General features: G+C 70.6%; 24 protein-coding genes, 1 tRNA gene and 1 pseudogene. 21 read left to right on the top strand and 5 right to left on the bottom strand.

Annotated elements, in window-relative coordinates; translation table 11 throughout:
• Positions 1–496: 496 nt before the first annotated feature.
• Positions 497–1006, bottom strand: coding sequence for a GNAT family N-acetyltransferase (locus tag D0D28_RS25495; RefSeq protein WP_116113083.1), 510 nt, complete (start codon positions 1004–1006; stop codon positions 497–499).
• The gene (locus D0D28_RS25490) at positions 1003–1551 is read right to left on the bottom strand and encodes a helix-turn-helix domain-containing protein (RefSeq protein ID WP_116113080.1); all 549 of its coding nucleotides are present in this window, start codon (positions 1549–1551) and stop codon (positions 1003–1005) included. The genes D0D28_RS25495 and D0D28_RS25490 overlap by 4 nt, the downstream gene beginning before the upstream one ends.
• A 116-nt stretch (positions 1552–1667) precedes the next feature.
• On the opposite strand from D0D28_RS25490, the gene D0D28_RS25485 reads away from it, so the two are divergent.
• From D0D28_RS25485 to D0D28_RS25450, 8 genes are all read left to right on the top strand, one after another.
• Positions 1668–2588, top strand: a complete 921-nt coding sequence (locus tag D0D28_RS25485) for an ABC transporter ATP-binding protein (protein ID WP_116113078.1) — start codon at positions 1668–1670, stop codon at positions 2586–2588.
• Entirely contained in the window at positions 2585–3313 is a 729-nt protein-coding gene (locus D0D28_RS25480) for an ABC transporter permease (protein ID WP_116113075.1), read from the top strand. The genes D0D28_RS25485 and D0D28_RS25480 overlap by 4 nt, the downstream gene beginning before the upstream one ends.
• 14 nt (positions 3314–3327) lie before the next feature.
• A complete protein-coding gene (locus D0D28_RS25475; RefSeq protein ID WP_116113073.1) occupies positions 3328–4443 on the top strand; it encodes a sensor histidine kinase in 1116 nt (371 codons plus the stop codon).
• Positions 4440–5045 (top strand): response regulator transcription factor, encoded by a 606-nt coding sequence (locus tag D0D28_RS25470; protein ID WP_116113070.1) that lies wholly within the window; start codon positions 4440–4442, stop codon positions 5043–5045. Before D0D28_RS25475 ends, D0D28_RS25470 begins: the two co-directional genes overlap by 4 nt.
• Positions 5046–5070: 25 nt before the next feature.
• Positions 5071–5703: a YdcF family protein gene (locus tag D0D28_RS25465; protein WP_094008885.1), complete on the top strand. Its 633-nt coding sequence runs from the start codon at positions 5071–5073 to the stop codon at positions 5701–5703.
• An 856-nt stretch (positions 5704–6559) separates the two neighbouring features.
• A complete protein-coding gene (locus D0D28_RS25460) occupies positions 6560–7810 on the top strand; it encodes a deoxyguanosinetriphosphate triphosphohydrolase (RefSeq protein WP_116113068.1) in 1251 nt (416 codons plus the stop codon).
• A 596-nt stretch (positions 7811–8406) separates the two neighbouring features.
• Positions 8407–9519: a serpin family protein gene (locus tag D0D28_RS25455; protein ID WP_116113065.1), complete on the top strand. Its 1113-nt coding sequence runs from the start codon at positions 8407–8409 to the stop codon at positions 9517–9519.
• Positions 9520–9529: 10 nt separating this feature from the next.
• On the top strand, positions 9530–11314 hold the full coding sequence (locus tag D0D28_RS25450) for a glycosyl transferase (protein WP_116113062.1): 1785 nt from the start codon (positions 9530–9532) through the stop codon (positions 11312–11314).
• Here the strand turns inward: D0D28_RS25450 and D0D28_RS25445 are convergent.
• On the bottom strand, positions 11311–12213 hold the full coding sequence (locus tag D0D28_RS25445) for an NAD(P)-dependent oxidoreductase (RefSeq protein WP_094004775.1): 903 nt from the start codon (positions 12211–12213) through the stop codon (positions 11311–11313). The genes D0D28_RS25450 and D0D28_RS25445 overlap by 4 nt on opposite strands.
• Before the next feature lie 64 nt (positions 12214–12277).
• Between D0D28_RS25445 and D0D28_RS25440 the strand changes: the two genes are divergently transcribed.
• Together D0D28_RS25440 and D0D28_RS25435 are read left to right on the top strand one after the other, a co-directional pair.
• Positions 12278–12712 carry a MerR family transcriptional regulator gene (locus tag D0D28_RS25440; protein ID WP_338024694.1) on the top strand — a complete coding sequence of 145 codons (435 nt, stop codon included), beginning with the start codon at positions 12278–12280 and terminating at the stop codon, positions 12710–12712.
• A 69-nt stretch (positions 12713–12781) separates the two neighbouring features.
• Positions 12782–13351, top strand: a complete 570-nt coding sequence (locus D0D28_RS25435) for a carboxymuconolactone decarboxylase family protein (RefSeq protein WP_116113060.1) — start codon at positions 12782–12784, stop codon at positions 13349–13351.
• On the opposite strand, the gene D0D28_RS25430 is transcribed toward D0D28_RS25435, so the two are convergent.
• The gene (locus D0D28_RS25430; protein WP_116113057.1) at positions 13311–14255 is read right to left on the bottom strand and encodes a sigma-70 family RNA polymerase sigma factor; all 945 of its coding nucleotides are present in this window, start codon (positions 14253–14255) and stop codon (positions 13311–13313) included. The genes D0D28_RS25435 and D0D28_RS25430 overlap by 41 nt on opposite strands.
• 51 nt (positions 14256–14306) lie before the next feature.
• On the opposite strand from D0D28_RS25430, the gene dnaG reads away from it, so the two are divergent.
• The 8 genes and pseudogenes from dnaG to D0D28_RS25390 form a co-directional block, all read left to right on the top strand.
• On the top strand, positions 14307–16193 hold the full coding sequence (dnaG, locus tag D0D28_RS25425) for a DNA primase (RefSeq protein ID WP_116113055.1): 1887 nt from the start codon (positions 14307–14309) through the stop codon (positions 16191–16193).
• A 3-nt stretch (positions 16194–16196) separates the two neighbouring features.
• Positions 16197–16715, top strand: a complete 519-nt coding sequence (locus D0D28_RS25420) for a hypothetical protein (RefSeq protein ID WP_116113053.1) — start codon at positions 16197–16199, stop codon at positions 16713–16715.
• Between the two features lie 15 nt (positions 16716–16730).
• Positions 16731–17486, top strand: coding sequence for a trans-aconitate 2-methyltransferase (locus D0D28_RS25415; RefSeq protein WP_116113050.1), 756 nt, complete (start codon positions 16731–16733; stop codon positions 17484–17486).
• Positions 17487–17503: 17 nt separating this feature from the next.
• Positions 17504–18160: a transcriptional repressor LexA gene (gene lexA, locus D0D28_RS25410; protein ID WP_094004781.1), complete on the top strand. Its 657-nt coding sequence runs from the start codon at positions 17504–17506 to the stop codon at positions 18158–18160.
• A gap of 554 nt (positions 18161–18714) precedes the next feature.
• A complete protein-coding gene (locus D0D28_RS25405; RefSeq protein WP_094004782.1) occupies positions 18715–20460 on the top strand; it encodes a type I restriction-modification system subunit M in 1746 nt (581 codons plus the stop codon).
• Positions 20457–21704 (top strand): restriction endonuclease subunit S, encoded by a 1248-nt coding sequence (locus tag D0D28_RS25400; RefSeq protein WP_094004783.1) that lies wholly within the window; start codon positions 20457–20459, stop codon positions 21702–21704. Before D0D28_RS25405 ends, D0D28_RS25400 begins: the two co-directional genes overlap by 4 nt.
• A complete protein-coding gene (locus D0D28_RS25395; RefSeq protein ID WP_094004784.1) occupies positions 21704–24841 on the top strand; it encodes a type I restriction endonuclease subunit R in 3138 nt (1045 codons plus the stop codon). The genes D0D28_RS25400 and D0D28_RS25395 overlap by 1 nt, the downstream gene beginning before the upstream one ends.
• 163 nt (positions 24842–25004) lie before the next feature.
• Positions 25005–25289, top strand: a pseudogene (locus tag D0D28_RS25390) (tyrosine-type recombinase/integrase); the annotation flags it as partial.
• A 57-nt stretch (positions 25290–25346) separates the two neighbouring features.
• Here the strand turns inward: D0D28_RS25390 and D0D28_RS25385 are convergent.
• Positions 25347–25419: transfer RNA gene (locus D0D28_RS25385), tRNA-Asn, on the bottom strand.
• A 142-nt stretch (positions 25420–25561) separates the two neighbouring features.
• Between D0D28_RS25385 and D0D28_RS25380 the strand changes: the two genes are divergently transcribed.
• The 3 genes from D0D28_RS25380 to D0D28_RS25370 all read left to right on the top strand — a co-directional run bounded on the left by D0D28_RS25380 (position 25562) and on the right by D0D28_RS25370 (position 26629).
• Positions 25562–25804, top strand: a complete 243-nt coding sequence (locus D0D28_RS25380) for a hypothetical protein (protein ID WP_094004797.1) — start codon at positions 25562–25564, stop codon at positions 25802–25804.
• Positions 25805–25903: 99 nt separating this feature from the next.
• Entirely contained in the window at positions 25904–26368 is a 465-nt protein-coding gene (locus tag D0D28_RS25375) for a hypothetical protein (protein WP_162831189.1), read from the top strand.
• Between the two features lie 57 nt (positions 26369–26425).
• Complete coding sequence (locus tag D0D28_RS25370) at positions 26426–26629, top strand: helix-turn-helix domain-containing protein (protein WP_116113045.1); 204 nt, start codon at positions 26426–26428, stop codon at positions 26627–26629.
• Positions 26630–26736: the final 107 nt, after the last annotated feature.

Here is a 26736-nt window from a genome sequence, read left to right as displayed (position 1 = left end):
GCCGCGCGGGCGGCGGCGGCCCCGGGAGTGCGCGAGCCGCTACCGCGGCGGGCCGGGCGAGCCACCACCCGTGGCCGCGATGCGCGCGGGCCGCGGCGGGCGAGCCGCCCACTGCGGCGCGGGGTGCGCGAGCCGCCCACCGTGGCCGGGCGGGCGAGGCCGCGACGCGGCCGGGGTGCGCGAGCCGCTACCGCGGCCGGGGTGCGCGAGCCGCCCACTGCGGCGCGGGGTGCGCGAGTCGCCCACCGTGGCCGGGCGGGCGAGGCCGCTACCGCGGCCGCGACGCGCGAGCCGCTACCGCGGCCGCGACGCGCGAGCCGCTACCGCGGCCGCGACGCGCGAGCCGCTACCGCGGCCGCGACGCGCGAGCCGCTACCGCGGCCAGGGCCCGTCAGCCGCCACTGCGGCCGGTCACCACACCGCCCGGCCCGCCACCGTGCTCACCCGGCGGCGTCGCCGGCCGCACCCGAGGGCTCCCCAGGTGCGGTCGCTGGGCTCAGAGCCTCCTGAAGTAGAACGTCGTCGGCTTCAGCGTCCCTGCCGGGTCGGCGGCGTAGTCCGGCACCGTGCCGGCCTCCGTCCAGCCCGCCGACTCATACAGCCGCGACGCGGGGCTGCCGGTCTCCGTGTCCAGCACCAGCAGCGTGATCCCGGCCCCACGAGCGCCGCGTTCGGCCTCCGTCAGCAGTGCCCGGCCCAGCCCGCGGCCCCGTGCGTCGCGGTGGACCAGCAGTTTCGCCAGCTCCGCGCGGTGCGGCGCGTTCGGCAACCGGGCCGGCCGGACCTGCACCGTGCCCACCAGGCGGGAGCCGTCCCACGCCGCCCAGACCAGGACGCGCCCCTCGGCCACCTCACCGGCCAGCTCCTTCCACCACGCCTCGGCCGCCGACGCCTCGAGCGGTGCCAGGAACCCGACGGACGCGCCGCCGTTGGTGCAGTCGGCGAGCACCTCCGCCAGCGCGGGCACCGCGTCGGCGAACTCCGCCGCGGACAGTCGCGTGATCACGGCATCACCAGGACCAGCAGGTAACGGGCCGCCTCGGGACCTGAACACCGGAACCGCGTCGGCCCCCACAGCCGGAACCGCAGGCAGTCACCGGGGCCCAGCGCGTGCGTCTCGCCCTCGACGGTCAGCTCCAGGGTCCCCTCGAGCACCCACACGTGCTGCTCCAGCCCGGGCACGGACGGCGCGTCGTACCGGATGTCCGCCCCCGGTCGCAGCGTGCCCTCGACGACCGCGGCCCGCAGCGCCGGGTGCGGCGGCGACACCGAACGGCGCACGAACCCGCTGTCCTCGTCGGTCCACACGCTCTGCGCCGAAGCCCGCACGACCTGCGCGCCCTCGGCCTCCACCTCGGTCAGCAGGCGCGACATCGGCCGCTCGTACACGGTGCACAGCTTGCCCAGCAGGGACGCGGTCGGGCTGATCTCGCCGCGTTCCACCCGGGACAGCGTCGACCGGCTGATTCCCGAGCGGTCCGCGAGGTCGTCGAGCGACCAGCCCCGTTGCGCCCGCAGCTCCGCCAGGCGCGCGGCCAGGCGATCCTCCATCGTTCTCACATCGGGGAGCATATCCCATATCTGGGAAACGAGCCCTGACACTTGTCACGGTCAGGTCGTGACGCTCGGCCTGCGAACCGCGGCCGTCGCGGCGGCACGCTGAGCACATGGACGGAACACAGACCCTGACCCGGGCCGCGGTGCGGCTGTCGGGCCTGCGCAAACACTACGGCGAGGTGCGTGCCGTGGACGGTGTCGACCTCACCATCGCACCGGGCGAGGTGGTCGCGCTGCTCGGCCCGAACGGCGCCGGGAAGTCGACGACCGTCGACATGCTGCTCGGCCTGACCACCCCCGATTCCGGTGAGGTGTCGATCTTCGGCGCGACCCCGGCCGAGGCCGTGTCCCGCGGCGCGATCGGCGCCATGCTCCAGGGCGCCGCGCTGCTGGACGACGCGACCGTCGGCGAAATGGTCGGCATGATCGCTTCGCTGCACCGCAAGCCGATGCCCGTTGCCGAGGCCCTGCGCCGTGCGGGCATCGAGGACCTGGCGAACCGGCGCGGCACCAAGCTCTCCGGCGGCCAGAAGCAGCGCGTGCGGTTCGCCGTGGCCCTCGTCAGCGACCCGGACCTGCTCGTCCTCGACGAGCCGACCGCCGCGATGGACGTCCCGAGCCGGCGCGAGTTCTGGAAGTCCATGCACGCCTACACCAACACCGGCCGCACCGTGCTGTTCGCGACGCACTACCTGGAGGAGGCCGAGGAGTACGCCGACCGCGTGGTGCTGATGCGCGCCGGGCGGATCGTCGCGGACGGCTCCGTCGCGGAGGTGCGCGCCCTGGCCAGCGGCCGCACCCTGCGCGCCGCCGGACCGGGCGCCACCGCGGCGGCGGTCGCGGACCTGCCCGGCGTCACCGAACACGAGGTGCGCGGCGGCCGGATCGCGGTGTCCACATCGGACTCGGATGCCACCCTGCGGGCCCTGCTGGCCCGCTTCCCGGACGCGCACGACATCGAGATCACCGCGATCGGGCTGGAAGGCGCCTTCCTCACCCTGACCGCCGACGACGAGGAGGACCAGCGATGAGCCTGAAGTTCCTGACCCTGGAGATCCGCCGCGTGCTGCGCTCGACGCGGTTCCTGGTCTTCACGGTGGCGTTCCCGGCGCTGATGTTCCTGCTCTACGTCGGCATCTTCGCCCACGGCGACCAGGACGCCGTCGCGCCGCTGATGGTCGGCATGACATCGTTCGGCGCCATGTCGGCGGCGCTGTTCATCGGCACCCGGGTGGCCGTCGAGCGCAAGGCCGGCTGGCAGCGGCAGCTGCGGCTGACCCCGCTCACCGGCGCCGGCTACCTCACCGCGAAGGCCGCGACGGGCCTGACGCTCGCGCTCGCGCCGGTGGTCCTCGTGCCGCTGGTCGGGGCGCTCACGCAGGGCGTGTCCCTGGACGTGGGCAGCTGGCTGCGGGTCACCCTGGGGGTGTGGCTCGCCGCGATCCCGTTCGCGCTGATCGGGCTGCTCATCGGGCAGGTCGGCACGGCCGACTCGGTCCAGCCGATCACGCAGCTGGTCATGCTGCCGATGGCCCTGCTGGGCGGCATCTTCATCCCGATCGAGGCGATGCCGCACTGGCTGCTGCAGATCTCGCACGCGCTGCCCAGCTACTGGATGGCGCAGGTCGGCCGCGGCACGGTGACCACCGACCTGACCACCAGCCTCGGCCAGGACGTGCTGTGGCTGGCGGCGTGGACCGTGGCCGTCGGGATCGCCGTGGTCCGGCGCTACCGTAAGGACTCCGCGCGGGTGTGATGGGGAGAAGCACGGTGGCCGACGACAGGGCGCAGTGGTGGAACGAGCACGCCGCCGGACGGCCCAGCCCGAAGTTCGTGCGCCGCTGGCCGCTGGCCGGGACGATCTTCTACCTGGCCAGCGCCGTGCCGGTCGGCCAGCGCCTGGACCCGCTGCTCATCGTGCTGCTGGTGGCCTACGGCGCCACCTACGTGAGCTTCCCGTACTTCCTGCTGTCGAACCGCCGGTTGCGGGTCCGGTTGCCGTTCGCGGTGCTGATGCTCGCGCTCGGGTGGGCGGTGCTGCTCCAGGGCACCAGCATCTACATGCTCCTCTACGCCACGCTCGCGATCGCGATGAGCATGCCGCCCGGATGGGTGCTGGTGTTCGACGGCGCGGCGCTCGCCGGGTGCGGGGTGCTGCTGCTCGTCCACGACAACGTGCCGGGCACGCCGTCGGACATCGGCGCCGTCGTGGGCCTCACCACGACGGCGTTCTTCATGGGCCGGCTGTCCCAGACCGTGCGGCGGCTCCGGCGGGCCAACGAGGAGATCGCCGTGCTGGCCGTGAGCGCGGAACGGGAACGGCTGGCGCGGGACCTGCACGACATCCTCGGCCACAGCCTCACCACCATCGCGGTCAAGGCCGGCCTGGCGCGGCGGCTGATCGAGACCGCGGCCGACCCGGGCCGGGCGGTCAGCGAGATCCGCGAGGTCGAGGGGCTGGCGCGCAGCGCGTTGTCGGACGTCCGCGCGACGGTGTCGGAGTACCGCGAGGTGTCGCTGTCGGCCGAGCTGGTGGGGGCGCGCGCGGCGCTGCGGGCCGCCGAGATCGCGGCGGAGCTGCCGAGCGCGGTGGACAACGTGCGGCCGGAGCTGCAGAGCGTCTTCGGGTACGTGCTGCGGGAGGCGGTGACCAACGTGCTGCGGCATTCCGCCGCGACCCGGGTCAAGGTACGGCTGGGGCGGAACTGGATGGAGATCTCCGACAACGGCCGCGGCGGCGAGCCGGACAGGGCGGGCAACGGGTTGCGCGGGCTGGCGGAGCGCCTGGCCGAGCTGGGTGGCACGCTGCAGGTCCGGGCGCGGCCCGGGGAGGGGTTCCAGTTGCGGGCCGAGGTGCCCGTGGCGACGCCGGTGGAGGTTGCGTGATCCGGGTGCTGCTGGCCGACGACCAGGCGATGGTGCGGGGCGCGCTGGCGACCGTGCTCGGCCTGGAGCCGGACATCGAGGTGGTCGGCCAGGTCGGGTCGGGCGACGAGGTGCTGGCCGCGGCGACGGAGACCGCGCCGGACGTGGCGCTGCTCGACGTCCAGATGCCGGGCAAGGACGGCCTGACCGCGGCTGCCGAGCTGCACGCGGCGCTGCCGTCGTGCGGGATCATCGTGTGCACGACGTTCGGCAGGCCCGGGTACCTCGCGCGGGCGATGGCCGCGGGGGCGGCCGGGTTCGTGGTGAAGGACTCGCCGCCGGAACAGCTCGTCGACGCGGTCCGCCGGGTCCACACCGGACTGCGCGTGGTCGACCCGGCGCTGGCCGCCGAGTCGCTGGCGACCGGGGCGAGCCCGCTGACGCCACGGGAGCACGAGGTGCTGCGGGCGGCCGGCGACGGCGGCACGGTGTCCGATGTGGCCCGGCGCCTGCACCTGTCCGAGGGGACCGTGCGCAACCACCTGTCCGCCGCGATCGGCAAGACCGGCGCCCGCACGCGGGCCGAGGCGGTCCGGTTGGCGGAGGAGCGCGGCTGGCTGTGAGGGCCCGTCTGGGAGGATGGCCGGGATGGGTGATCGGGTGAGCTGGGTGCGCCGGGCCGTGCTGGGCACGGTGCTGGTGCTGGTGATGGTGGTCGGCGGGACGGCGTTCCGGGTGTGGCAGGTCGCGCGCGAGGACGACCGCACGCACGCCGACGCGATCGTGGTGCTCGGCGCGGCGCAGTACAACGGGAAGCCGTCGCCGATCTTCCAGGCGCGGCTGAAGCACGCGATGCAGCTGTACGAGGACGGGGTGGCCGAGAAGATCGTCACCGCGGGCGGCAACAAGGCCGGCGACGCCTACACCGAGGCGACGGCCGGGGCGAACTGGCTGATCGAGCAGGGCGTGCCACGCTCGGCGACGCTGGCGGTCGGCGAGGGCAGCGACACGCTCGGCAGCCTGCGCGCGGTGGCCGGCGTGTTCGGCGAGCGGGGCTGGCGGACCGCGGTGCTCGTCAGCGACCCGTGGCACTCCCTGCGGGCCCGCACGATGGCCAACGACGCGGGCCTGCAGACGTGGACCTCGCCGACGCACAGCGGGCCCATCGTGCAGACCCGGGAGACGCAGTTCGCCTACATCTACCGGGAGACCGGGGCGCTGCTGTTCTACCGGCTGACCAAGACCCCGGCGGACAACATCGGCGGGACGGGGTTGGGCTGAGGTTCGGGGAGGTAACCCCGGCGGGCTCGGTCTTCGGGGCCGGCTCCCGCTGGACTCCGCCGGCACCGGCTGTGTCTTCGGCGCTGGGCCGCGGGACTGTTCGGTGCTGGTCCGCGGGACTGGCCGCCCCCGGTTCGTCCCACCGCACCCAGCCCTCACTGGCTGCGGTTTCGGCGCCGGTCGGGGCCGCGGGACTGGTCGCCCTGTTCTTTCGACCTCGGCTGCGCTCGTGGGTGGGGTGCGGCGGCTGGAACGGCCGTCCCCGGTTCACCGCCGCAGCCTGCCCTCACGGGCTGTGTCTTCGGCGCTGGTCCGGCCGCGAGGCCGGTCACCCTCTACCCAGGGCTGCGCTCGTGGGTGGGGTGCGGCGGCTGGAACGGCCGTCCCCGGTTCACCGCCGCAGCCTGCCCTCACGGGCTGTGTCTTCGGCGCTGGTCCGGCCGCGAGGCCGGTCACCCTCTACCCAGGGCTGCGCTCGTGCGTGCGGCGCGGCGGCTGGAAGGGCCGTCCCCCGGTTCACCCGGCCGCAGGCTGCCCTCGCTGGCTGTGTCTTCGGGGCCGCGAGGCGGGTCCCCTTTACCCCCGGCTGTGCTCGTGGGTGCGGTGCGGCGGTTGAAAGGCCGTCCCCGGTTCACCGCGCCGCAGCCCGCCCTCACCGGCTGTGTCTTCGGCGCCGGTCCGGGCCGCGAGGCCGGTCACCCTCTACCCCCCGCCGCGCACGTGGGTGCGGCGCGCCCGCCGGACCCACCGTCCCCGGCTTCCAGTCGCGCCCGCACGAGTGCGCATCTCGTGTGTCCTGGTCAGAACCCTGCCCACGAGCCCCGGAATTGTCGGTGGGTGCCCGTAGAGTTGCGGGGTGTACAGCGAGCACGATCGACAGCGGTGGCTCGGCGAAGCGCCGAAGCGGGCGGCGCTCACCGGGTCGCGGCCGGACGGCCGGAGTGCGTTCGCGCGGGACCGGGCGCGCGTCCTGCACTCCGCGGCGCTGCGCCGGCTGGCGGGCAAGACCCAGGTGGTGGGGCCTGGGGAGGGCGCCGAGGTCAGCGGGGTGCCGCGCACGCGGTTGACGCACTCGCTGGAGGTCGCGCAGATCGGGCGCGGCATCGCCGAGGAGCTGGGGGCCGATCCGGACCTGGTGGACACGGCGGGGCTGGCGCACGACATCGGGCACCCGCCGTTCGGGCACAACGGCGAGCGGGCGCTCGACGAGGTGGCGCAGGTGTGCGGCGGGTTCGAGGCGAACGCGCAGACGCTGCGCATCCTCACCCGGCTGGAGCCGAAGGTCGGCTCGGCCGGGCTGAACCTGACGCGCGCGTGCCTCGACGCGGCGACGAAGTACCCGTGGCCGCGGCGGCCGGGCACGGCGAAGTTCGGGGTGTACGACGACGACCGGGAGGTGTTCGACTGGATGCGGGAGGGTGCGCCGGAGGGCCGCACCTGCCTGGAGGCGCAGATCATGGACTGGGCCGACGACGTGGCGTACTCGGTGCACGACGTCGAGGACGGCGTGCTGGCGGGCCGGTTGTCGTTGTCGGTGCTGGCCGACCCGGGGGAGCGGGCGGCGGTGGCCGAGCTGGCGGCCAAGCACTTCTCACGGCTGTCGGTGTCAGCGCTGGAGGGTGCCGCGCGTGACCTGCTCGATTTGCCCGTCGTGGCCGAGCTGGCGCGGCCCGGTTTCGACTCGACGCCGCAGGGGCAGATCGCGCTGAAGCGGATGACGAGCGAGCTGGTCGGCCGGTTCGCGTCCGCCGCGGTCACCGGAACGCGCGCGGAGCACGGCGACGGCCCTCTCACCCGCTACGACGCGTGCCTGGTGATGCCCGAACGCGTGGCGGCGGAGGTCGCGCTGTTGAAGGCGCTGGCGCTGCGGTACGTCATGAGCGACCCGCGCAGGCTGGCCATGCAGGCCGGCCAGCGCGAAATGCTGGCCGAACTGGTGACGATCCTGGCCGAGCGCGCGCCGGACCCGCTGGAAGCCGCGTTCCACCCCGCCTGGCACGCCGCCCCGGACGACCCCGCGCGGCTCCGCGTGGTGATCGACCAGGTCGCCTCCCTGACGGACGCCCAGGCGCACGCCTGGCACCGCTGGCACACCGGGCGCCACTGAGGCCCCGGCCGTGACGTGCCGGCCGTTCCCGGCCGGGCGTGAGACGCTGTCGGCGGCCGTTGGGTTGTCCACAGGGAACGCTGCGACGGCCAGGCGCACGCCTGGCACCGCTGGCACACCGGGCGCCACTGAGGCCCCGGCCGTGACGTGCCGGCTGCTCCCAGCCGGGCGTGAGACGCTGTCGGCGGCCGTTGGGTTGTCCGCACGGAATGTGCGACGGCCAGGCGCACGCCTGGCACCGCTGGCACACCGGACGCCACTGAGCCCCCGCCGTGACGTGCCGGCCGCTCCCAGCCGGGCGCGAGACGCTGCTGGCGGCGGTTGGGTTCTCCGCATGGAATGCTTGCGGCGAGAAGGCGCGTCGACCGATTCCCGGTGGCTGGCCGGGCGCCGGTGGGATTGCCCGCCACCGGCGGTCGCCGGTCGCCGTCGTGCGCTGGCGATACCCAGCTCCGCTCATCGCCACTGGCCGTGGCCGACGCCGCGCCGGCTCGCCCGGTCCCGGCCTCCCGCCGGAAGCGAAGCGGTGTCACCCACGTGCGCCCCATGCCCGCGCCCCACCGAACCTCGGCCTCCCGTCCGGTAGCGTCGGGGGCGTGACCACGCCGGAACGTGAGCATCTGCGCTTCAGCCTCGCGGTGCACCGGGTCGTCGGTGGCGACGGGGGCGACTCGGTGGTCTCGCCGTACTCGATCGCCAGCGCACTGGGCCTCGCGAGCCAGGCCGCGGACGGCCCGGCCGCCGAGGAGCTGCTCCGGCTCCTCACCGGCGGCGACCCGGACATCGCCAAGCAGGCCGACCTCCTCCGCGCCGCCGCGACGCTCGACAACACCACCCGGCAGGAGGACCCGGTCCTCGCCGTCGCCAACACGCTCTGGGCCTGGGACCAGCTGCCCGTCCGCGACACCTTCCTCGCCGACCTCGCGGGCTGGCCGGGCGCGAGCACCAAGACCGCCCCGTTCGTCGCCGACCCGGACCGCGCCCGCCGCGCCATCAACGCCGACGTCGCCGAAACCACCCGCGACCTCATCCCGGAACTGCTGCCCCCGGACTCGGTCGGCCCGGACACCGTCGCCAGCCTGGTCAACGCCCTCTACCTCAAGGCCGCCTGGCAGCACCCGTTCCGCGACGCCAACACCCGCGACGAGCAGTTCCACAGCCCGGCCGGCCCGCGCCGCGTCAAGATGATGCGCCAGTCCGAACACCTCGGCTACGCGCACCAGGACGGCTGGCAGGTCGTCGAGCTGCCGGCCGCCGGCGTCACCGCCACGGTCCTGCTGCCCGACGGCGACCTCGCCGACCAGGAACCGCACCTCGACGACGCGAAACTGGCCACCCTGCTCGCCGCGCCCCGGCGCGTCCAGCTCGACCTGCGCCTGCCGAAGATCGACCTCGACCGCCCCGCCGACCTCACCGGCGCCCTCAAACAGCTGGGCGTGCGCACCCTGTTCGAGCCCGGCGCGTCCCCGCTCGGCCGCCTCACCCCGGACCCGCGCGCGTTCGTCTCGGCCGTCCAGCACCAGTCCGTCCTCGAGCTCGACGAGCAGGGCCTGGAGGGCGCCGCCGCCACCGCGGTCATGATCCGCACCCTGTCCATGGTCACCCCGGCCGACCCGGTCGAGGTGCGCGTCGACCGGCCTTTCCTGCTCCTCGTGCGGCACGCCCGGACCGGTGTGGTCTACTTTTTCGCCCGCGTAGTCGAGCCCTGAGGGTGAAAGAGTGACCGCTTTGCTGCAGGCGCCCGAGACCGTGCCCGAGGTCGGAGAGGAACGGCGCCGGTTCGGCCGCGCCGACGCACTGGTCATCGCCATCTACATCGTGGCCGCGTTCATCCTCTACGCCGGGCTGTGGGTGAACCTGGGCAGCGGCGGCTACATGTACAACAGCGGCCAGGACCAGAACATGTGGGAGTGGTTCTTCGCCGTCGCCGCCCACTCGGTCTTCCACTGGGAGAACCCGCTCGGCACCACCCTGCAGAACTACCCGGTCGGCGTGAACCTGATGGCCAACACGGCCATGTTCGGCCTGAGCATCCCGCTGTCGCCGATCACCGAGCTGTTCGGTCCCACCGTGACCTGGGCGATCGCGCTCACCGGCGGTCTGGCCGGCACGTCGATCGCCTGGTACTGGGTGTTCTCCCGCCACCTGGTCACCTCACGCACGGCCGCGGCGATCGGCGGCGCGTTCTGCGGCTTCGCGCCGGCGATGATCTCGCACGGCAACGCGCACCCCAACTTCGTGGTGCTGTTCCTGATCCCGTTCATCGTGATGCGGCTGATCCGGCTCGCGCAGGGGCACCGCCCGGTGCGCGACGGCATCATCCTCGGCCTGATGCTCGCCTACCAGGTGTTCCTGGGCGAGGAACCACTGCTGATCATGATGATGGCGTTCGTGCTGTTCGCCGCCGGCTACGCGGTGTCGCGGCCGCGCCAGGCGCTGCGGATGGTCAAACCGATGGCCGGAGGCCTGACGGTAGCGGCGGTCGTCGCCATCGCCATCGCGATCTACCCGCTGTGGTGGCAGTTCTTCGGCCCGCAGAGCTACCTCACCCTGGAGCACGGCCCGGTCGGCAACGACACCGCGGCGTTCACCCGGTTCGCGACCGAGTCGATCGCCGGCCAGCCCGAGGCGGCCGCGGACGTGTCGATGAACCGCACCGAGGAGAACGCGTTCTTCGGCTGGCCGCTCATCATCCTGGTGGTGGTGCTGACCGTCTGGCTGTGGCGCAACGTCGTGGCCCGCGCCATCGCGATCTCGATGTTCCTGATGGCGTGGCTGTCGCTGGGCGTCGAGATGGTCGTGAACCACGAGGAAACCGGGATCCCCGGCCCGTGGAAGCTGCTGTACGAGCTGCCGCTGTTCGACTCGCTGCTGGAGTCGCGGCTGGCGATCGGGTGCATCCCGGCGGTCGCGGCACTGCTCGCGATCGCGACCGACCGGGTCTTCGAGGCCGCGCCGGCCTTCCGGGACCGGAACCTGCCCGTCCGGTTCCTGTGGCTGGGAGCGCTGGCCGCGGTGCTGCTGCCGATCGCGCCGACGCCCTACAAGACCTACGTTCGCCCCGAGGCGCCGGCCTTCTTCGCCGACGGCGCGTGGCGGCAGTACGTCGGGTCCGGTTCGGTGGTCGTCGTGCCGCTGCCCAACGGCGGCGACGCGCGAGCCCTGCACTGGCAGGTGGAGGCCGACCTGGGCTTCCCGCTCGCCGACGGGTACTTCGTCGGGCCGAGCGGACCGGACGACAAGCGCGGCCGCTACGGCGCGGTGAACCGCCCGACGGCCGACCTGCTGGCCGACGTGCGCGACAGCGGCGAGGTGCCGACCGTGACGCCAGCGCAGCGCGCCCAGGCGGTCGAGGACCTGAAGTACTGGAAGGCCGACGCCGTCGTGCTCGCCCCGGTGACCAACGGCAACGCCCTGCACGAGACGGTGGACCAGCTGCTCGGCGGGCAGGCCGTCTACGTGGACGGCGTGTGGGTGTGGGACGTCCGCGCCCTGCGCGGCTAGCGTGCCTGGTGCTTGAAGACCTCGAACACCGCCAGGTAGTTCTTGCCGCCGTGGCCGTCAGCGATCGCTCGTGCCGCGATTTCCCTCATCAGGCGCGGCTGGTCGGTCTGCACGCCCTGCTCCTGGGCGGTGCGCGCGATGTGGTCCAGCGCGTTGAGGTTCATCTCCAAGGTGCCGAGATCACCCGGGTACTCGCCCTTGTCCAGGACCGGTGCCTCCTCGGCGAGCATCGGGCCCAGCACCGCGGGCAGGAACCAGCCGATGGCCAGTTCGGCGAACTCCACCGCCGGCACCCCGGCCGAGCCGGCCATCGCGGTGGCGTGCAGGTATCCGTTGATGGTGGCGTACATCATCTCCAGCAGCGCGGTGTTGTACAGCACCGCCAGGCCGGGATCGGAGCCGAGGTACCGGGGGTCGCCCATGCTCGCCAGCGTCGGCCGGTGCTCGTCGAACACCTCCCGCGAACCGCTGTAGAGGAAGACGGATCCGGGGTGCCCGACCATCGGCGGCGGCACCATGATCGCGCCGTCCAGGTACGACACGCCGCGCTCGGCCGCCCACCCGGCCGCCGCGTGCGCCTCCTTCGGAGTACCGGAGTTGAGGTTCACCAGCACCCGCCCCCGCAGGGCGTCGCCGGCGGAGCCGAAGACCTCGTACATGGTCTCGTAGTCCTTGAGGCACATGATCGTGACCGGGCTCGCGGACACCGCCTCGGCGACGGTCGCCGCGCGGCGGACGCCCGTGGCGACCAGGCGATCGGCCTTTCCCGGGGTGCGGTTCCAGACGGTCGTGCGGTGGCCGCGGCCCCGGAGCGCCCCGGCGAGGGCGAGGCCCATGGGCCCGAGGCCGACGACGGTGACGGGCGCCTGCCGCGCGCTTGCTGATTGTTCGTTCGTCATGCGAATAGACTGCGATCTCACACCGATGAGAGAGTCAACTGAACGTGGTGGTCGTCATATGCGCATGGGCGAGTTTTCGCGACGGACCGGGGTCAGCCAGCGGCTGCTGCGGTATTACGAGGAGCAGGGCTTGCTCACGCCGTCGCGGCGGCCGAGTGGCTACCGCGAGTTCACCGAGGAGGACATCGCCACGGTCCGGGGCATCCGGATACTGCTCGGCGCCGGCCTCAACACCGCCACCATCGCCGAACTGCTGCCCTGCATGATCGACGACGGCCGGATCCTGGCTGCGGCGTGTTCCGGCACGCTGGCCGGCCTGGACCGGGAGCGCGAACGCATCGACCAGGCCGTGGCCGGTCTGCTGGCCGCCCGCCGCACCCTGGACGCCATCATCGCCGCCACGGACCCGGCCGTGACCGGCGATCCGGAAGCCTGCGTGGCGGCCGGTTCCGGGATCCGGCCCGACGACACCGGTTCGCTGGCTGGCGCCACCACGTGATGCGGCGCCGGTCTGTCACATCTCGCGAAGCCGTCTCGTCCCCTTCGTAGGACCACGAAGGAGGACCCCATGCCACGCATCCCCGCGGTGACCGAACAGGACGCCGGACTGCTCACCAAGCTCGTCTACCGCTACGCGCGCAAGCGGTTCGGCGCCGTGCCCGAGCCGTTCGCCGTCGTCGCACACCGGCCTGCCCTGATGCGCGCCAGCGGGATCCACGAGATGCTCGTCGAGAAGGCGGTCAAGCACCTGCCGGTGAACGTCGCCGAGCTGGCCCAGTACCGGACGGCCGTGCGGCTGGGCTGCTCGTGGTGCGTCGACTTCGGCACGATGCTGCAGAAGCACGCCGGGCTGGACATCGACCGCCTGAAGAACATCGACGCCTACGCCACCTCGGAGCTGTTCACCCGCCAGGAACGCCTCGCCCTGGCCTACGCCGACGCGATGTCCGAAACGCCGGTCGCGGTCACCGACGAGCAGGTCGCCGAGCTGGAGCGGGAGTTCGGCCGCGCCGGGCTGGTGGAGCTGACCTACCTCGTCAGCCTGGAGAACCAGCGCGCCCGCGTCAACAGCGCCCTCGGCATCACCGACCAGGGCTTCACGTCCGGGGACGCGTGCCGGGTGCCGCAAGCCGGGTGAGCTTGTCCGGGTTGGCCTGGTCGTAGATCGCGGTGATCCGCCCCTCCCGGACGGTGAACATCTCCAGGTGCGCGTCCAGCGGCCGGTAGCCGTCGCCGCCCGGGGCGGGCGGCAGGTAGAACCCGAGATCGCCGTTGACCAGCAGCGGACGCCCGTCGGTCAGCGCTTCCGGCCGGTAGAACCGCCGCAGGCCGAGGAAGAAGCGGATGACCTTGTCCGCGCCCACCATGACCTGCACCGAGGTCTTGGCCTTGCCGTTGCTGTCACCGATGAGCACGACGTCGGGGTGCAGCACCTCGGCCACCGCCCGGACGTCGCCGTTCGCCAGCGCCCGCATGAACCGGTCGAGCACCTCCTGCTGCTCGGCCAGGTCCGCGCGCGGCGGCGGCTGGGCGTCGTCCAGCGCACGGCGTCCGCGCGAGGCGTGCTGACGGGCCGTCGCGGTGGTCACCCCGAGGATCTCCGCGATCTCGTCGAACGGCACGGCGAACGCGTCGTGCAGCACGAACGCCACCCGCTGCTCGGGCGTGAGGCGGTCGAGCACGACCATCGCCGCCATGCGGACACCCTCGTCGCGGACCGCGGCCTCCAGCGGATCGTCCCCGGCCGGCGCGCCCAGCGGCGTGATGATCGGCTCCGGCAGCCACTGGCCGACGTACCTCTCCCGCCGCGCCGTCGCCGACCGCAGCCGGTCCAGGCAGATCCGCCCGACCACCGTGGTCAGCCACGCTCGCGGCTCCTGGATCTGCGTGCGCTTGCCCTCGCTCAGCGCGGCCAGCCGCAGCCACGACTCCTGCACCGCGTCCTCGGCGTCGCTCACCGAACCGGTCAGCCGGTAGGCGACGGCCGTCAGGTGCGCGCGCAGCCCGGCGAACTCCGCGGCGAGGGCATCCAGCGTGGTCACGCACCGAGTGTGCCGTACGGCCCGGCCCCGCCGGTCACTAGACTGGTCGTCGTGGCAGGCCGGATCCGGGAAAGTGACATCGCGGAGGTTCGCCAGCGCAACCGGATCGACGAGGTCGTGGGCGACTACGTGGCGCTGCGCAACGCCGGCGGGGGAGCGCTGAAGGGGCTGTGCCCGTTCCACGACGAGAAGACCCCGTCGTTCAACGTCCGCCCCACGCACGGCACCTTCCACTGCTTCGGCTGCGGCGAGGGTGGCGACGTCATCAAGTTCCTGATGAAGATCGACCACCTCCCGTTCGTCGAGGCGGTCGAGCGGCTGGCCGACCGCGTCGGGTTCCGGCTCACCTACGAGGGTGGCGGCGGCAGCGTCCAGCGCGACCGCGGCACGCGCTCCCGCATGGTCGAGGCGCACAAGGTGGCCGCCGAGTTCTACGCCGAGCAGCTGCGCACGCCCGAGGCCCGGATCGCCCGCGACTTCCTCGCCGAGCGCGGCTTCGACGAGACCGCGGCCCGCACGTTCACCTGCGGCTACGCCCCGGCCGGCTGGGACAAGGTGACGAAGTACCTGCTCAACCGCGGGTTCGAGTTCAGCGAGCTGCTCAAGGCCCAGCTGGTCAAGGAGGGCCGCCAGGGGCCGATCGACCGGTTCCACCGGCGGCTGGTGTGGCCGATCCGGGACCTGTCCGGCGACGTCGTCGGGTTCGGCGCGCGGCGGCTGCACGACGACGACCCGATCCAGGCCAAGTACCTCAACACCAGCGAGAGCCCGGTCTACAAGAAGTCGCAGGTGCTGTTCGGGCTCGACCTCGCCAAGCGCGAGATCGCCAAGCGGCACCAGGTGGTCGTGGTCGAGGGCTACACCGACGTGATGGCGATGCACGCGTCCGGCGTGCCCACCGCGGTCGCCTCCTGCGGCACCGCGTTCGGCGAGGACCACATGAAGGTGCTGCGCCGGCTGCTGATGGACGACGACGCGTTCCGCGGCGAGATCATCTTCACCTTCGACGGCGACGAGGCGGGCCAGAAGGCGGCGCTGAAGGCGTTCGAGGGCGAGCAGACCTTCGCCGGCCAGACCTACATCGCGGTCGCGCCGGACGGCATGGACCCGTGCGACCTGCGGCTCGCCAAGGGGGAGTCCGCGGTGCGCGACCTGGTGGCCCGGCGCACGCCGCTGTTCGAGTTCGCGATCCGCAGCATCCTCAAGGAGTACGACCTCGACTCGGTCGACGGCCAGGTCGCCGCGCTGCAGCGCACCGTGCCGCTGGTCGCGCAGATCAGGGACCGCGCGAAGCGGGACGGCTACGCCACCAAGCTGTCGTGGTGGGTCGGCTGGCAGGACGAAGCCATGGTCGTGCGGCGGGTGCGGGAGAGCGCGGGCGGCGCGGTCCGGGGCAACGGCCGCCGTCCGGCGCAGCGCGTCAACGGCACCGCGGTGGCGGACGTGCCGCGGCCGGACCCGAACGACCCGCGGCTGATGGCGCAGCGCGAGGTGCTCAAGGCGGCGCTGCAGGAACCGGCGTACGCGGGCCCGGAGTACGACGCCCTGCCCGAGGAGGCCTTCACGCACCCGGCGTACGTGGCGGTGCACCGGGCGGTGCTGAAGGCCGGTGGTGCCAGCAGCGGGTTGTCCGGGCCGGCGCTGATCGACGCGGCGAGCCCGTACACGCCGGAGGGGCCGGTGCGGTCGCTGCTGTCGGAGCTGGCCGTGGAACCGTTGCGCGCCAAGGGCGAGGCCGACGGCCGCTACATCGGCAGCATGATCGCCGCGGTGCAGGAGAACCTGGTGGGGCGGCAGATCGCGGAGATCAAGTCGCGCCTGCAGCGGCTGTCGCCGATCGAGGCGGCCGACGACTACCGGGCCCTGTTCGGCGACCTCGTCGCGCTGGAGGAGTACCGCAAGGCGCTCAAGGTCCAGGCCATCGGCGGGATGGACTAGCGCGTGCGGTGGCTGCGACGGCTGATCGGCGACCCCCTGCCGGAGGACTTCCCCGGGCGGCTGGTGGAGTCGGAGAACGCGATCGGGTCGGCGCCCGTGCGCGGCGGGCACCTCGTGGTGACCGAGCTCGGGTTGTGGATCCCCGTGCCCGAGGGCGCCCGGCGCATCGGGTGGCACCTGATCAGCAAGGCGACCTGGGGTGACGGGACGCTGACGGTCACCGAGGCCGAGGAGACCGGCACGGCCGCGTCCGCGGTCGTGCTGCGTGATCGGGAGCCGGTGCGGTTCGAGCTGCCGCGGCCGGGCAAGGTGCCGTGGCTGGTCCGCCAGCGGGTGGACGGCTCGATCCGGGGCCGGCACCGCGCCGAGCTGACCAGCGGCGGGGTGTGGTTCGTGCAGCGGAAGCTGCCCGGGCGGGACGGGGTCGTGCTGCAGGCGCGGCCGGATGCCGGGGTGGACCTCGAGGTCGTCGCCGCGATCGCGCTCGAGGCCGCGGAGAAGCTGGCGCCGCCCCAAGCCTAGCAGTACGCTCGTACTGTGTGGGATCCGGTGAAGTACCTCGACTACGCGGACCTGCGGGGACGCCCGTTCTACGACCTGATCGCCCGGATCGGCGCGACTGACCCGCGGCGGGTCGTCGACCTGGGCTGCGGCCCCGGCAACCTCACGGTGTCGCTGGCTTCGCGCTGGCCGGGGGCGAAGCTGGAGGCGCTGGACAGCTCGCCGGAGATGGTCGAGGCGGCGCGGGCCGCGGGGGTCGACGCGCAGGTGGGCGACGTGCGGGAGTGGTCGCCGTCGCCGGACACGGACGTGGTGGTCACCAACGCGGTGCTGCAGTGGGTGCCGGAGCACCGTTCGTTGTTGCGGCGCTGGGTGGAGGAGTTGCCCGCGGGCGCCTGGTTCGCGATGCAGGTGCCGGGCAACATGGATTCGCCGTCGCACTCGCTGGTTCGTGAGGTGGCTGGTCGTGCGGAGTGGGCTTCTCGCGTGGGCGGGCTGCGTGGCGTCGAGGCGGTCGACTCACCCCTGGAGTACGCGGAGTTGTTCGCCGACGCGGGTTGCTTCGTCGACGCCTGGGAGACGACGTACGTCCAGCGGCTGAGCGGGCCGGACGCGGTGCTGGAGTGGATCACCGGGACGGCGTTGCGGCCGGAGCTGGCGGCGCTGGACGACGGTGAGTGGGCGCGGTTCCGGGCGGAGCTGGCGCCGCTGCTGAACGAGGCGTATCCGCCGCGGCCGGACGGGACGACGTGGTTCCCGTTCCGGCGGGTGTTCGCGGTGGCGCGGGTGTGAACGTCTAACATCCGCGGGTGGCCTCCTACGACGATCTTTTCGAGCACCTGGACGTGGCGTCACTGCCCGAGCGGCAGCAGCGGATCCTGGTCGCGATCCGCGATTGGGTGAACCGGTACGGGTACGCGCCGAACACGCGGGAGATCGGGGAGGCGGTCGGGCTGCGGTCCTCGTCGTCGGTGTCGAAGCACCTGGCGGCGTTGGAGGAGAAGGGTTTCCTGCGCCGCAGCGCGACGATGTCCCGGCCGATCGACGTGCGGGCGTTCCTTTCCGGTTCTTCGTCGCGGGCGGATTCCGGTGACTCGGTGCCGGTGCCCGTGGTGGGCGACATCGCGGCCGGCACGCCCATCTCGGCGATCGAGCAGCTGGACGACACGCTGACCCTGCCGCGCGAGCTGACCGGCCGGGGCACGGTGTTCGGCCTACGGGTACGCGGCGATTCAATGATCGACGCAGCGATCTGCGACGGCGACATCGTGGTGGTGCGCCAGCAGTCGGAGGCGCACTCGGGCCAGATCGTCGCGGCAATGATCGACGAGGAGGCGACGGTGAAGGTCTACCGGCGCCGCAACGGGCACGTGTACCTGGAACCGAGAAACCCAGCGTACGAGGTGATAGACGGCGACCGGGCGGTGATCCTGGGGGCCGTGGTGTCGGTGCTGCGCAGCGTCTGATCTTGGGGCCGGGGAGGTGGAGACCTGGGCTTCTGCTGTGGTGACTCGCCCTGCCTCTTCGGCATTTGCCACGTCTGTTCGCGCTAGTTTCGCCCCTGTTGATGTCACGATTTGATGTCAGCGGTGGGTCGCCGGGCGGACGCAAAAACGCTGTTCAAAGCGTTGCGCCTGGACCGTGCTCCACCTTTCCGCGATCCAGAGCCGCCCGTAACCGGGTGGAGCGCTGTCAACCCCTTGTAACTGATCACGCCGCACAGCCGAACTACGAGATGTGACTGTGCGTGCACGAGCCGACCACCAGAGGCACGATCGGTGCGAAGCGGGGTTGACGACATCCGGCCCGGATTTGTTTGTCCGGCGATCGCACAAAGGTGCTGCCTCCCGTCGGCCGCCTGCCTCTGCTGGCCGCGCGGCAGGCAGGGTGCCGTGATGCACAATGATGCTCTTGTGACGCACCGGCTGCCGCAGACTGTGGGCTGTCTGTTCGGACGGCTCGCACGGGCTCGCGCTGAGCGTCCAACATTCATCGTCGAGTGAGCCTCGTAAGGAGCTTTGTGAGCACACTGGGTAGTTTCATCTGGTCGATCGCCGACCAGCTTCGGGGTCCCTACCGCCCTAACCAGTACGGCAACGTGATTCTGCCGCTCACGATCCTGCGCCGCCTCGACTGCATCCTCGAGCCCGACCGCGAGACGGTGCGTGAGCTGGCGGCGAAGTACGACAATCCGAACCGGCTCAGGATCGAGGTCAAGAAGGCGACCGGCCGGCCGTTCTACAACACGTCGAATTACTCCTTCGCCAACCTGCTGGCCGACGCCGACGGGCTGGCGGACAACTTGGCCGACTACATCGACCGGTTCTCGCCCGATGTCGACGTCTTCGAGTACTTCGACTTCAAGAAGGAAATCCTCGCCTTGGAGAAGGCGGGGCTCCTGCGCGAGGTCATCACGTCCTTCAAGGCCGTCGATCTGCATCCGGACGTCGTGTCCAACGCCGACATGGGCGATGCGTTCGAGTACATCATCCGCAAGTTCAACGAGGCCGCGAACGAGACCTCCGGCGATCACTACACCCCGCGGGACGCGATCCGGCTGCTGGTCGACTTGCTCTTCGCCGAGAGGGACGTCGACTTGGCCGAGGCCGGCATCGTCCGCACGCTGTACGACCCCACCGCAGGCACCGGCGGCATGCTCGCCCTGGCCGAGGAGCACCTGCTCGCACAGAACCGCGGCGCGAAGCTGAGCCTGTATGGCCAGGAGTACAACCCTCAGTCGTACGCGATCTGCAAGTCCGACCTGCTGGCCAAGGGGCATGACGCGACCAACATCGCCTTCGGCAACACGCTGACCGATGACGCGTTCAAGGGCCGCCAGTTCGACTTCTGCATGTCCAATCCGCCGTACGGCGTCGACTGGAAGCAGTACGCCAAGGCAGTCACGAGGGAGCGCAACGAAGCCGGCCCCTATGGCCGGTTCGCCCCTGGTCTCCCGGCGACGTCGGATGGCCAGATGCTCTTCCTGCTCCACCTGGCTCACAAGATGCGGGCGCCGGAGGATGGCGGCGGCCGGGCCGGGATCGTGATGAACGGCTCACCGCTCTTCAACGGTGGCGCCGAGTCCGGCCCCTCCAACATCCGTAGGTGGCTGCTGGAGAACGACCTGGTCGATGCCATCGTCGCGCTGCCGACGAACATGTTCTTCAACACCGGTATCGCCACCTACATCTGGATTCTTGACAACGCGAAGCATCCCGACCGCAAGGGCAAAGTCCAGCTCATCGACGGAACGTCGTTCTGGACCAAGATGCGCAAGAATCTCGGCGCCAAGAACCGTGAGCTCAGCGACGCGGACCGCGCCAAGATCGTCCGGCTGTACGCCGACTTCGAAGACGCAGACCCCGACTTCTCCAAGGTGCTGCGCAACGACGAGTTCGGCTACTGGACCATCACCGTGGAGCGCCCCCTCCATGACGAGAATGGCAAGCTGGCGGTGGACCGTAAGGGCAAGCCCAAGCCGGACACCAAGAAGCGCGACACCGAAAATGTCCCGTTCACCTACGGCGGCTCGACCGCCGGTGCGGCCGGCAAGTTCGAGGTCATCCAGGCGTACTTCGACGCCGAGGTAAAGCCGCACGTCCCCGACGCCTGGATCGATTGGGCCAAGGTCAAGACCGGCTACGAGATTCCCTTTACCCGGCATTTCTACAAGTACGTCCCGCCGCGTCCCCTCGCTGAGATCGATGCCGATCTGGAGAAGCAGGTCGCCAAGATCCTTGACTTGCTGCGGGAGGTGGAACAGTGACGGGGCCGCTGTGGGAGACGTTGCCTGAGGGCTGGCAGGCAGGACAGGTCAAGCACGCTGCGACGGTCACACTCGGCAAGATGTTGCAGAGCAATGATTCGGGCGGTGACGTTCGTGCACCCTACATGCGTGCCGCAAATGTGCAGCCCGACGGAGCGTTGTCCCTCAATGACGTGAACGAGATGTGGTTTAGCGAGGCGGAACTGGAGCAGTTGAGCATCCGAGCGGGGGACGTGGTTGTTGTCGAGGGCGGCCAAGGCGGGTTCGGCCGTGCTGCGTATGTCGACGAGGAGCTATCTGGCTGGGGATTCCAGAACTCGATCAACCGGCTCCGACCGATTGGCGGCTTCGATGGCCGCTTCATCGCGTTCTACCTGATCGCGCTGCGGGCTAGCGGTTTTGTTCATGCCTATTCCAACGTTGTCTCGATGCCGCACCTCACGGCGGAGAAGCTCGCCAGGATTCCGATTCCACTGCCCCCGCCAGAGGAACAGCGCACCATCGCCAACTACCTCGCCCGCGAGACCGCCCGCATCGACACGCTGATCGAGGAGCAGCAGCGCCTGATCGAGATGCTCCGCGAGCGGCGCCGGGCAGTGCCTATGCATGCCATTCTCCAGCCGACAGGTTCGGCGACAGACAAGCTTGGACGTACGGCTCGTATCGGCAATGGGTCGACTCCAAGACGGGATAGCGCTATCTATTGGCGCGGCGGGCACGTCCCTTGGCTGAACAGCTCCGTCGTCAACAAGTCTCGGGTCAGCGGAGCCGAGCAGTTTGTGACTGCCGTGGCGCTCCGCGAATGCCACCTGCCGGTTGTTGCTCCTGGCTCTGTCCTGGTTGGCCTGACCGGCCAGGGAAAGACACGCGGGATGGCAACGATTCTCGACATCGAGGCCACGGTGAACCAGCACGTTGCGTACGTAACTCCTGATCGGAGCCGGTGGTTGCCGGAGTACCTTTTGTGGTCGCTCAGAGCGGCTTATGACGAGCTTCGACGGCTTAGCGAGGAAAATGGAAGCACGAAGGGCGGCCTCACGTGCGAGGCGCTGAAGCAGTTTCGGCTCGCCGTACCTCCACTCGACGAGCAGCGCCGCATTGCAGCGTATCTCGACGAGCAGACCGCCAAGATCGACACTCTCATCGCCGAGACCGAGCGGTTCATCGAACTCGCTCGCGAGCGTCGTGCGGCGTTGATCACGGCGGCGGTGACGGGACAGATCGACGTGCGAGAGGCGGCGTGATGGCCGGTCACAACGAGGTTGTCTTCGAAACCGAGATCTGCGAGTACCTGGCCGAACATGGGTGGCTGTACTCGGAGAACGACAACGGCTACGACCGCGAACGCGCCCTGTTTCCCGAGGACCTCTTCGCGTGGCTGAAGGAGACCCAGCCGGCGGCGTACGGGAAAGCCTTGAAAGCCGCGGGGTCGGAGGCGAAGTTCCTCGACGTGCTGACCACGGCGCTCGACAAGCCCCTGGAACACGGTGGCGGGACGCTGAACATCCTGCGCAACGGGGTGCAGTACATCGGCGGTGGCCGGTTGAAGATGGCGCAGTTCCGCCCCGAGACCAGCCTGAACGCAACCACCAACGAGCGGTACGCGGCGATGCGTGTGCGGGTGATGCGGCAGGTGCATTTCTCCACCGCCGACCAGCGCAGCATCGACCTGGTGTTCTTCATCAACGGGCTCCCGGTCGCCACCGTCGAGCTGAAGACCGACTTCACCCAGTCGCTGGATGAGGCGATCAACCAGTACCGCAAGAACCGGCACCCGCTGACCAACGGCCGTCCGGAGCCGCTGTTGTCGTTCGGACACCGGGCGCTCGTGCACTTTGCCGTCTCCAACGACCTGGCCGCGATGACCACCCGGCTCGAGGGCGAGAAGACCCACTTCCTGCCATTCAATACGGGCCACAACGGGGGCGCGGGGAACCCGCCGGCTGAGGACGGCCGGTCGGCGACGGCATACCTGTGGGAGCGGGTCTGGGAGAAGCACGCCTGGCTCAACATCGTCGGCCGGCTGATGATCGTGGAAACCAAGGAGGAGTGGGATGTCACCACTGGCACCTCGGTGCGGCGTACGACCATGCTTTTCCCGCGGTTTCACCAATGGGAGGCCGTGACGAACATCGTGGACGCGGTGCGCGAGGAGGGCGTGGGGCAGCGCTACCTGATCGAGCACTCGGCAGGGTCCGGGAAGACGAACACCATCGCCTGGACTGCGCACCGGCTGGCGCGGCTGCACGTGAACGACGAGAAGGTCTTCGACTCGGTGATCGTGGTCGTGGACCGTACCGTCCTCGACGGGCAGCTCCAGGAGGCGATCCGGCAGATCGACGGGTCGGGGAAGATCGTGGCCACGATCAGCCCGGAGGACGTCCGCAAGGCGGGGGCGAAGTCGAAGTCCGGGCTGCTGGCGACCGCGCTGAAGAACGGTGAGCTGATCATCGCGGTGACGGTGCAGACCTTTCCGTTCGCGCTCGACGAGATCCGGGCCGACCAGGGGCTGAAGGGGAAGCGGTTCGCGGTGATCGCGGACGAGGCACACTCCTCGCAGTCCGGGCAGATCTCCTCCAAGCTCAAGGCCGTGCTGACCGCGGAGGAGGTCAAGGAGATCGAAGAGGGCGGCTCCGTCGACGTCGAGTCGATCCTGGCCGCGGAGATGACCGAGCGGGCCGAGTCGGAGAACATCTCCTACTTTGCGTTCACCGCGACGCCGAAGAACAAGACCTTGGAACTCTTCGGCCGCAAGGGTCCTGACGGCAAGCCGGTCGAGTTCCACCTCTACTCGATGCGGCAGGCAATCGAGGAGGGCTACATCCTCGACGTACTCAAGGGCTACCAGTCCTACGACACCGCACTGAAGATCGCTGGTCAGGCTGAGAGCGGTGACGGCGATGTGGTGGTGGAGGAGGCCGCAGCGCGGAAAGGGCTGATGCGGTGGGTGAAGCTGCACCCGACCAACATCAGTCAGAAGGTGCAGATCATCGTCGAGCACTTTCACGTCAACGTCGCCCACCTGCTGGAGGGCAAGGCGAAGGCGATGGTCGTGACCGACTCGCGCAAGGCCGCAGTGAAGTACAAGAAGGCGATCGACGCCTACATCGCCAAGCGAGCCGCCGTGGATTCCTCGTACAACTATCGCACTCTGGTCGCCTTCTCCGGCTCGGTGACCATGGCTGAGGACGAGGAGTGGGTCTCGGACTGGGGGCCACAGCCGAGCAAGGACGACGAGTTCACCGAGACCAACCTGAACCCGGGCGCCGGCTCTGATCTGGCCGCAGCCTTCAAGGGCACGACGTACAAGATTATGCTGGTCGCCAACAAATACCAGACGGGGTTCGATCAGCCGCTCCTCTTGGCAATGTACGTGGACAAGAAACTCTCCGGGGTCACGGCCGTGCAGACCCTCTCCCGGCTCAACCGGACCCACCGCACCGCGGGCGGGGAGCAGAAGCGCAAGACGTTCGTCATCGACTTCGTGAACAAGCCCGAGGACATCCGGGCTGCATTCGAGCCCTACTTCACCAATGCCACCCTGGAGACCGAGACCGACCCATACGTCGTTGTCCACCTAGCCATGAAGCTCGCCCAGGCTGGGATTTACACGCCGGAGCAGGTGCGACAGGTGGCCGAACTATGGGTCACCCGCAAGGGCAACAACGCGCTCTCGGCAGCGATCAGTCCCGCCAAGGACGAGTTCGCCCGCCGCTATGCGAAGGCGATCGAGGCCGACGACAAGGTCACTCTCAACACCCTCGATCTGTTCCGCAAGGACGTCTCCACTTACGTCCGGCTTTACGACTTCATGAGTCAGATCGTCGACTACGGCGACCCGTACATGGAGATGCTGTCGATCTTCTTGCGGCTTCTCGAGAAGGTCATCGCAGATTCATCGTGGGCAGCCGAGGTCGACCTCTTCGACGTGGTCCTGGTCGGCGTCAAGCACACCAAGGGGACACCGGTCGACATTTCGCTGACCGGCGACGGGGAGCTCAAGGGCATCAGCGCCGCAGGCACTGGGGAGCGGAAGGAGCCGAAGTACGTCGCCCTCCAGGTCGTCATCGACAAGATGAACGATCTCTTCGGCGCCGAGTCGTTCACCGAGTCGCAGGTCCGGGAGTTCGTGCAGGGCCTGGTGCGGCGGCTGCTCGCCTATCCGGACCTGGTCAACCAGACCAAGGTGAACTCGAAAAAGCAGTTCATGGAGTCGCAGGATTTCCAAGCCGCGGTCACCGAGGCGGTCGTCGAGAACCAGTCGGCCCACAACACCATGGCCGACTACTTCTTCAGCGACGGTCCGGGTATCAGCGCCGTCATCATGGCGCTCGCGGACGCCTTCTACGAGGCCGCGATCGATCAGCGCACGGACGTGTGAGCAGCCCGGCCCGTAAGGAGGTCGTCCGGCCCGGTTGACCAGCGTTATGATTCCAACACCACCGCCACTCTGAGGCGGGTTCGGGTGAGCTGATGTTCGGGGAGTTTAGGCGCGTCGATCTGCATCGCGGCGTCAAGGAGCACCCTCGGCACCGGGGCAGCCGGACGACCTCGTGTTCATCACCCGATCGGGGAGGGGCGAGCCGTGGGACGTGAACACCATGCTCGACCGGGTGCTACGGAGAGCGAGCATCGACCGCAGCCGCGTGCATGACTTGCGCCACACCTGCGCGACGCTGCTCCTGGAGGACGGGGCGACCATCCGCGAGGTGATGGAGCAGCTCGGCCACGCCTCGATCACGACCACGGCCAACATCTACGGTCACGTGCTGGACCAGGCGAAGCGCCAGATGGCCGAGCGGATGAACCAGCTGGCCGCGGGGAACTGATGTCACCCCTGGATGTCAACAGGGCCCCGGATGATCTCCGGGGCCCTGTTTGCGCTGCTCCCCCGGCTGGACTCGAACCAGCAACCCTTCGGTTAACAGCCGAATGCTCTGCCAATTGAGCTACAGGGGAACGCTCTGCCTGCCCGGATCGCTCCGGGCTGACGGGAGAGAACTTTAGCTCATGGGCGATCGCGCTCTGCACGCACCCCCCGGCACTTTCGCGGGGGTTGGGGGACAATGAGTGATCGAGCCGGAGACACCAGGAGGCGGGCATGAAGACTTTCCTGCTCGGCGCGGCCGTCGGGTACGTGCTCGGGGCGCGGGCGGGCCGTGCGCGGTACGAGCAGATCGTGCGGACCTACCGGGCGGTCGCCGACCACCCGGCGGTCCAGGGCGCGGCCGGGGTCGTGCGGGCCAAGGTCGGCGAGAAGGTGGGGGAGCGGCTGCCGTTCGCGCGCTCCCACGGTGGGCCGAACGGTCACCGGGCCCGGGAGCCGAAGGCCACGCAGGCCTGAGGCGCCTCGGGGTGGTGATGCTCACTCCGGGCTCCGGGCTCCGGTTCCGGGAATTCCCCGGAGGCGGGCACGCGGTGATCGCGGCTAGCGTCACTGCTCGTGCTCTTGCGTACCTTTCAGCCGCTGTCCCGCGTGACCGGCGACCTCTTCGGTGACTGGGACCGCGTGCCGCCGGCCCTGGTGGCGCCCTACCGGGCGATGGTCGACGCCATGGAACGCGCCGGGGTCGCCACCGGCGGGCGGCCGCCGGTGTGGGCGTGGCGCGGTGAGCTGCGGCTGATCGACGCGGTGTCGCTGTTCGACACCGAGCACGAGCTGAGCCGCGGCTTCGCGACGGTCGAGTTCGACGCGCCCGAGCGGCTGGTGGTGGCCTCGGACTACGGGCGGTGGAACGACTTCCTCGCCGCGTCGCTGGAAGGCCGGGAGTGCGCGTGGGAGCTGGGGCCGGCCGAGCGCGAGCCGGTGCAGGTGTGCCTGCCGTACCTGCGGGCGGAGTGGGTGCGCGACGTCCGGCCGCTGCCGACCGGCGGGTGGGACCGGCTCGACCTCGTGGCCGCGGTGTGAGTCACCTTGTCCTGTTGTGTCATTGACCGGCCGTGGCCGGGCGATGACGATCGCGGAGTGGGAGAGGTGACCGACCTGCCCCGCGGCGACCTGGTGCTGCTGGGGCTGCTCGCGGAGGGGCTGTCGCCGGAGGAGGTGGCCGAGCGGGTGGGCCTGTCCGGGCGAACCGTGCGACGCCGCATCAGGGCCGTCTGCGACCGCCTCGGCGTGGCGACGCCCATCCAGGCGGTGGTCGAGGCCGTGCGGCGCGGGGTGATCTGACTTCGTGCCCGGCGGAGGCCGGGTCGGCGGTGGCACGGGGGCGCGCGTGCCCGCGGCCGTGTGGTGGCGGGGGCACGGGCGTGGGCGGTGGCTCCGGCGGGCCTGCC

The organism is Amycolatopsis ruanii, from assembly GCF_003385175.1.
GTDB classification, from domain to species: Bacteria; Actinomycetota; Actinomycetes; order Mycobacteriales; family Pseudonocardiaceae; genus Amycolatopsis_E; species Amycolatopsis_E thermalba.
This window is presented reverse-complemented; position numbering and strand designations above follow the sequence as displayed.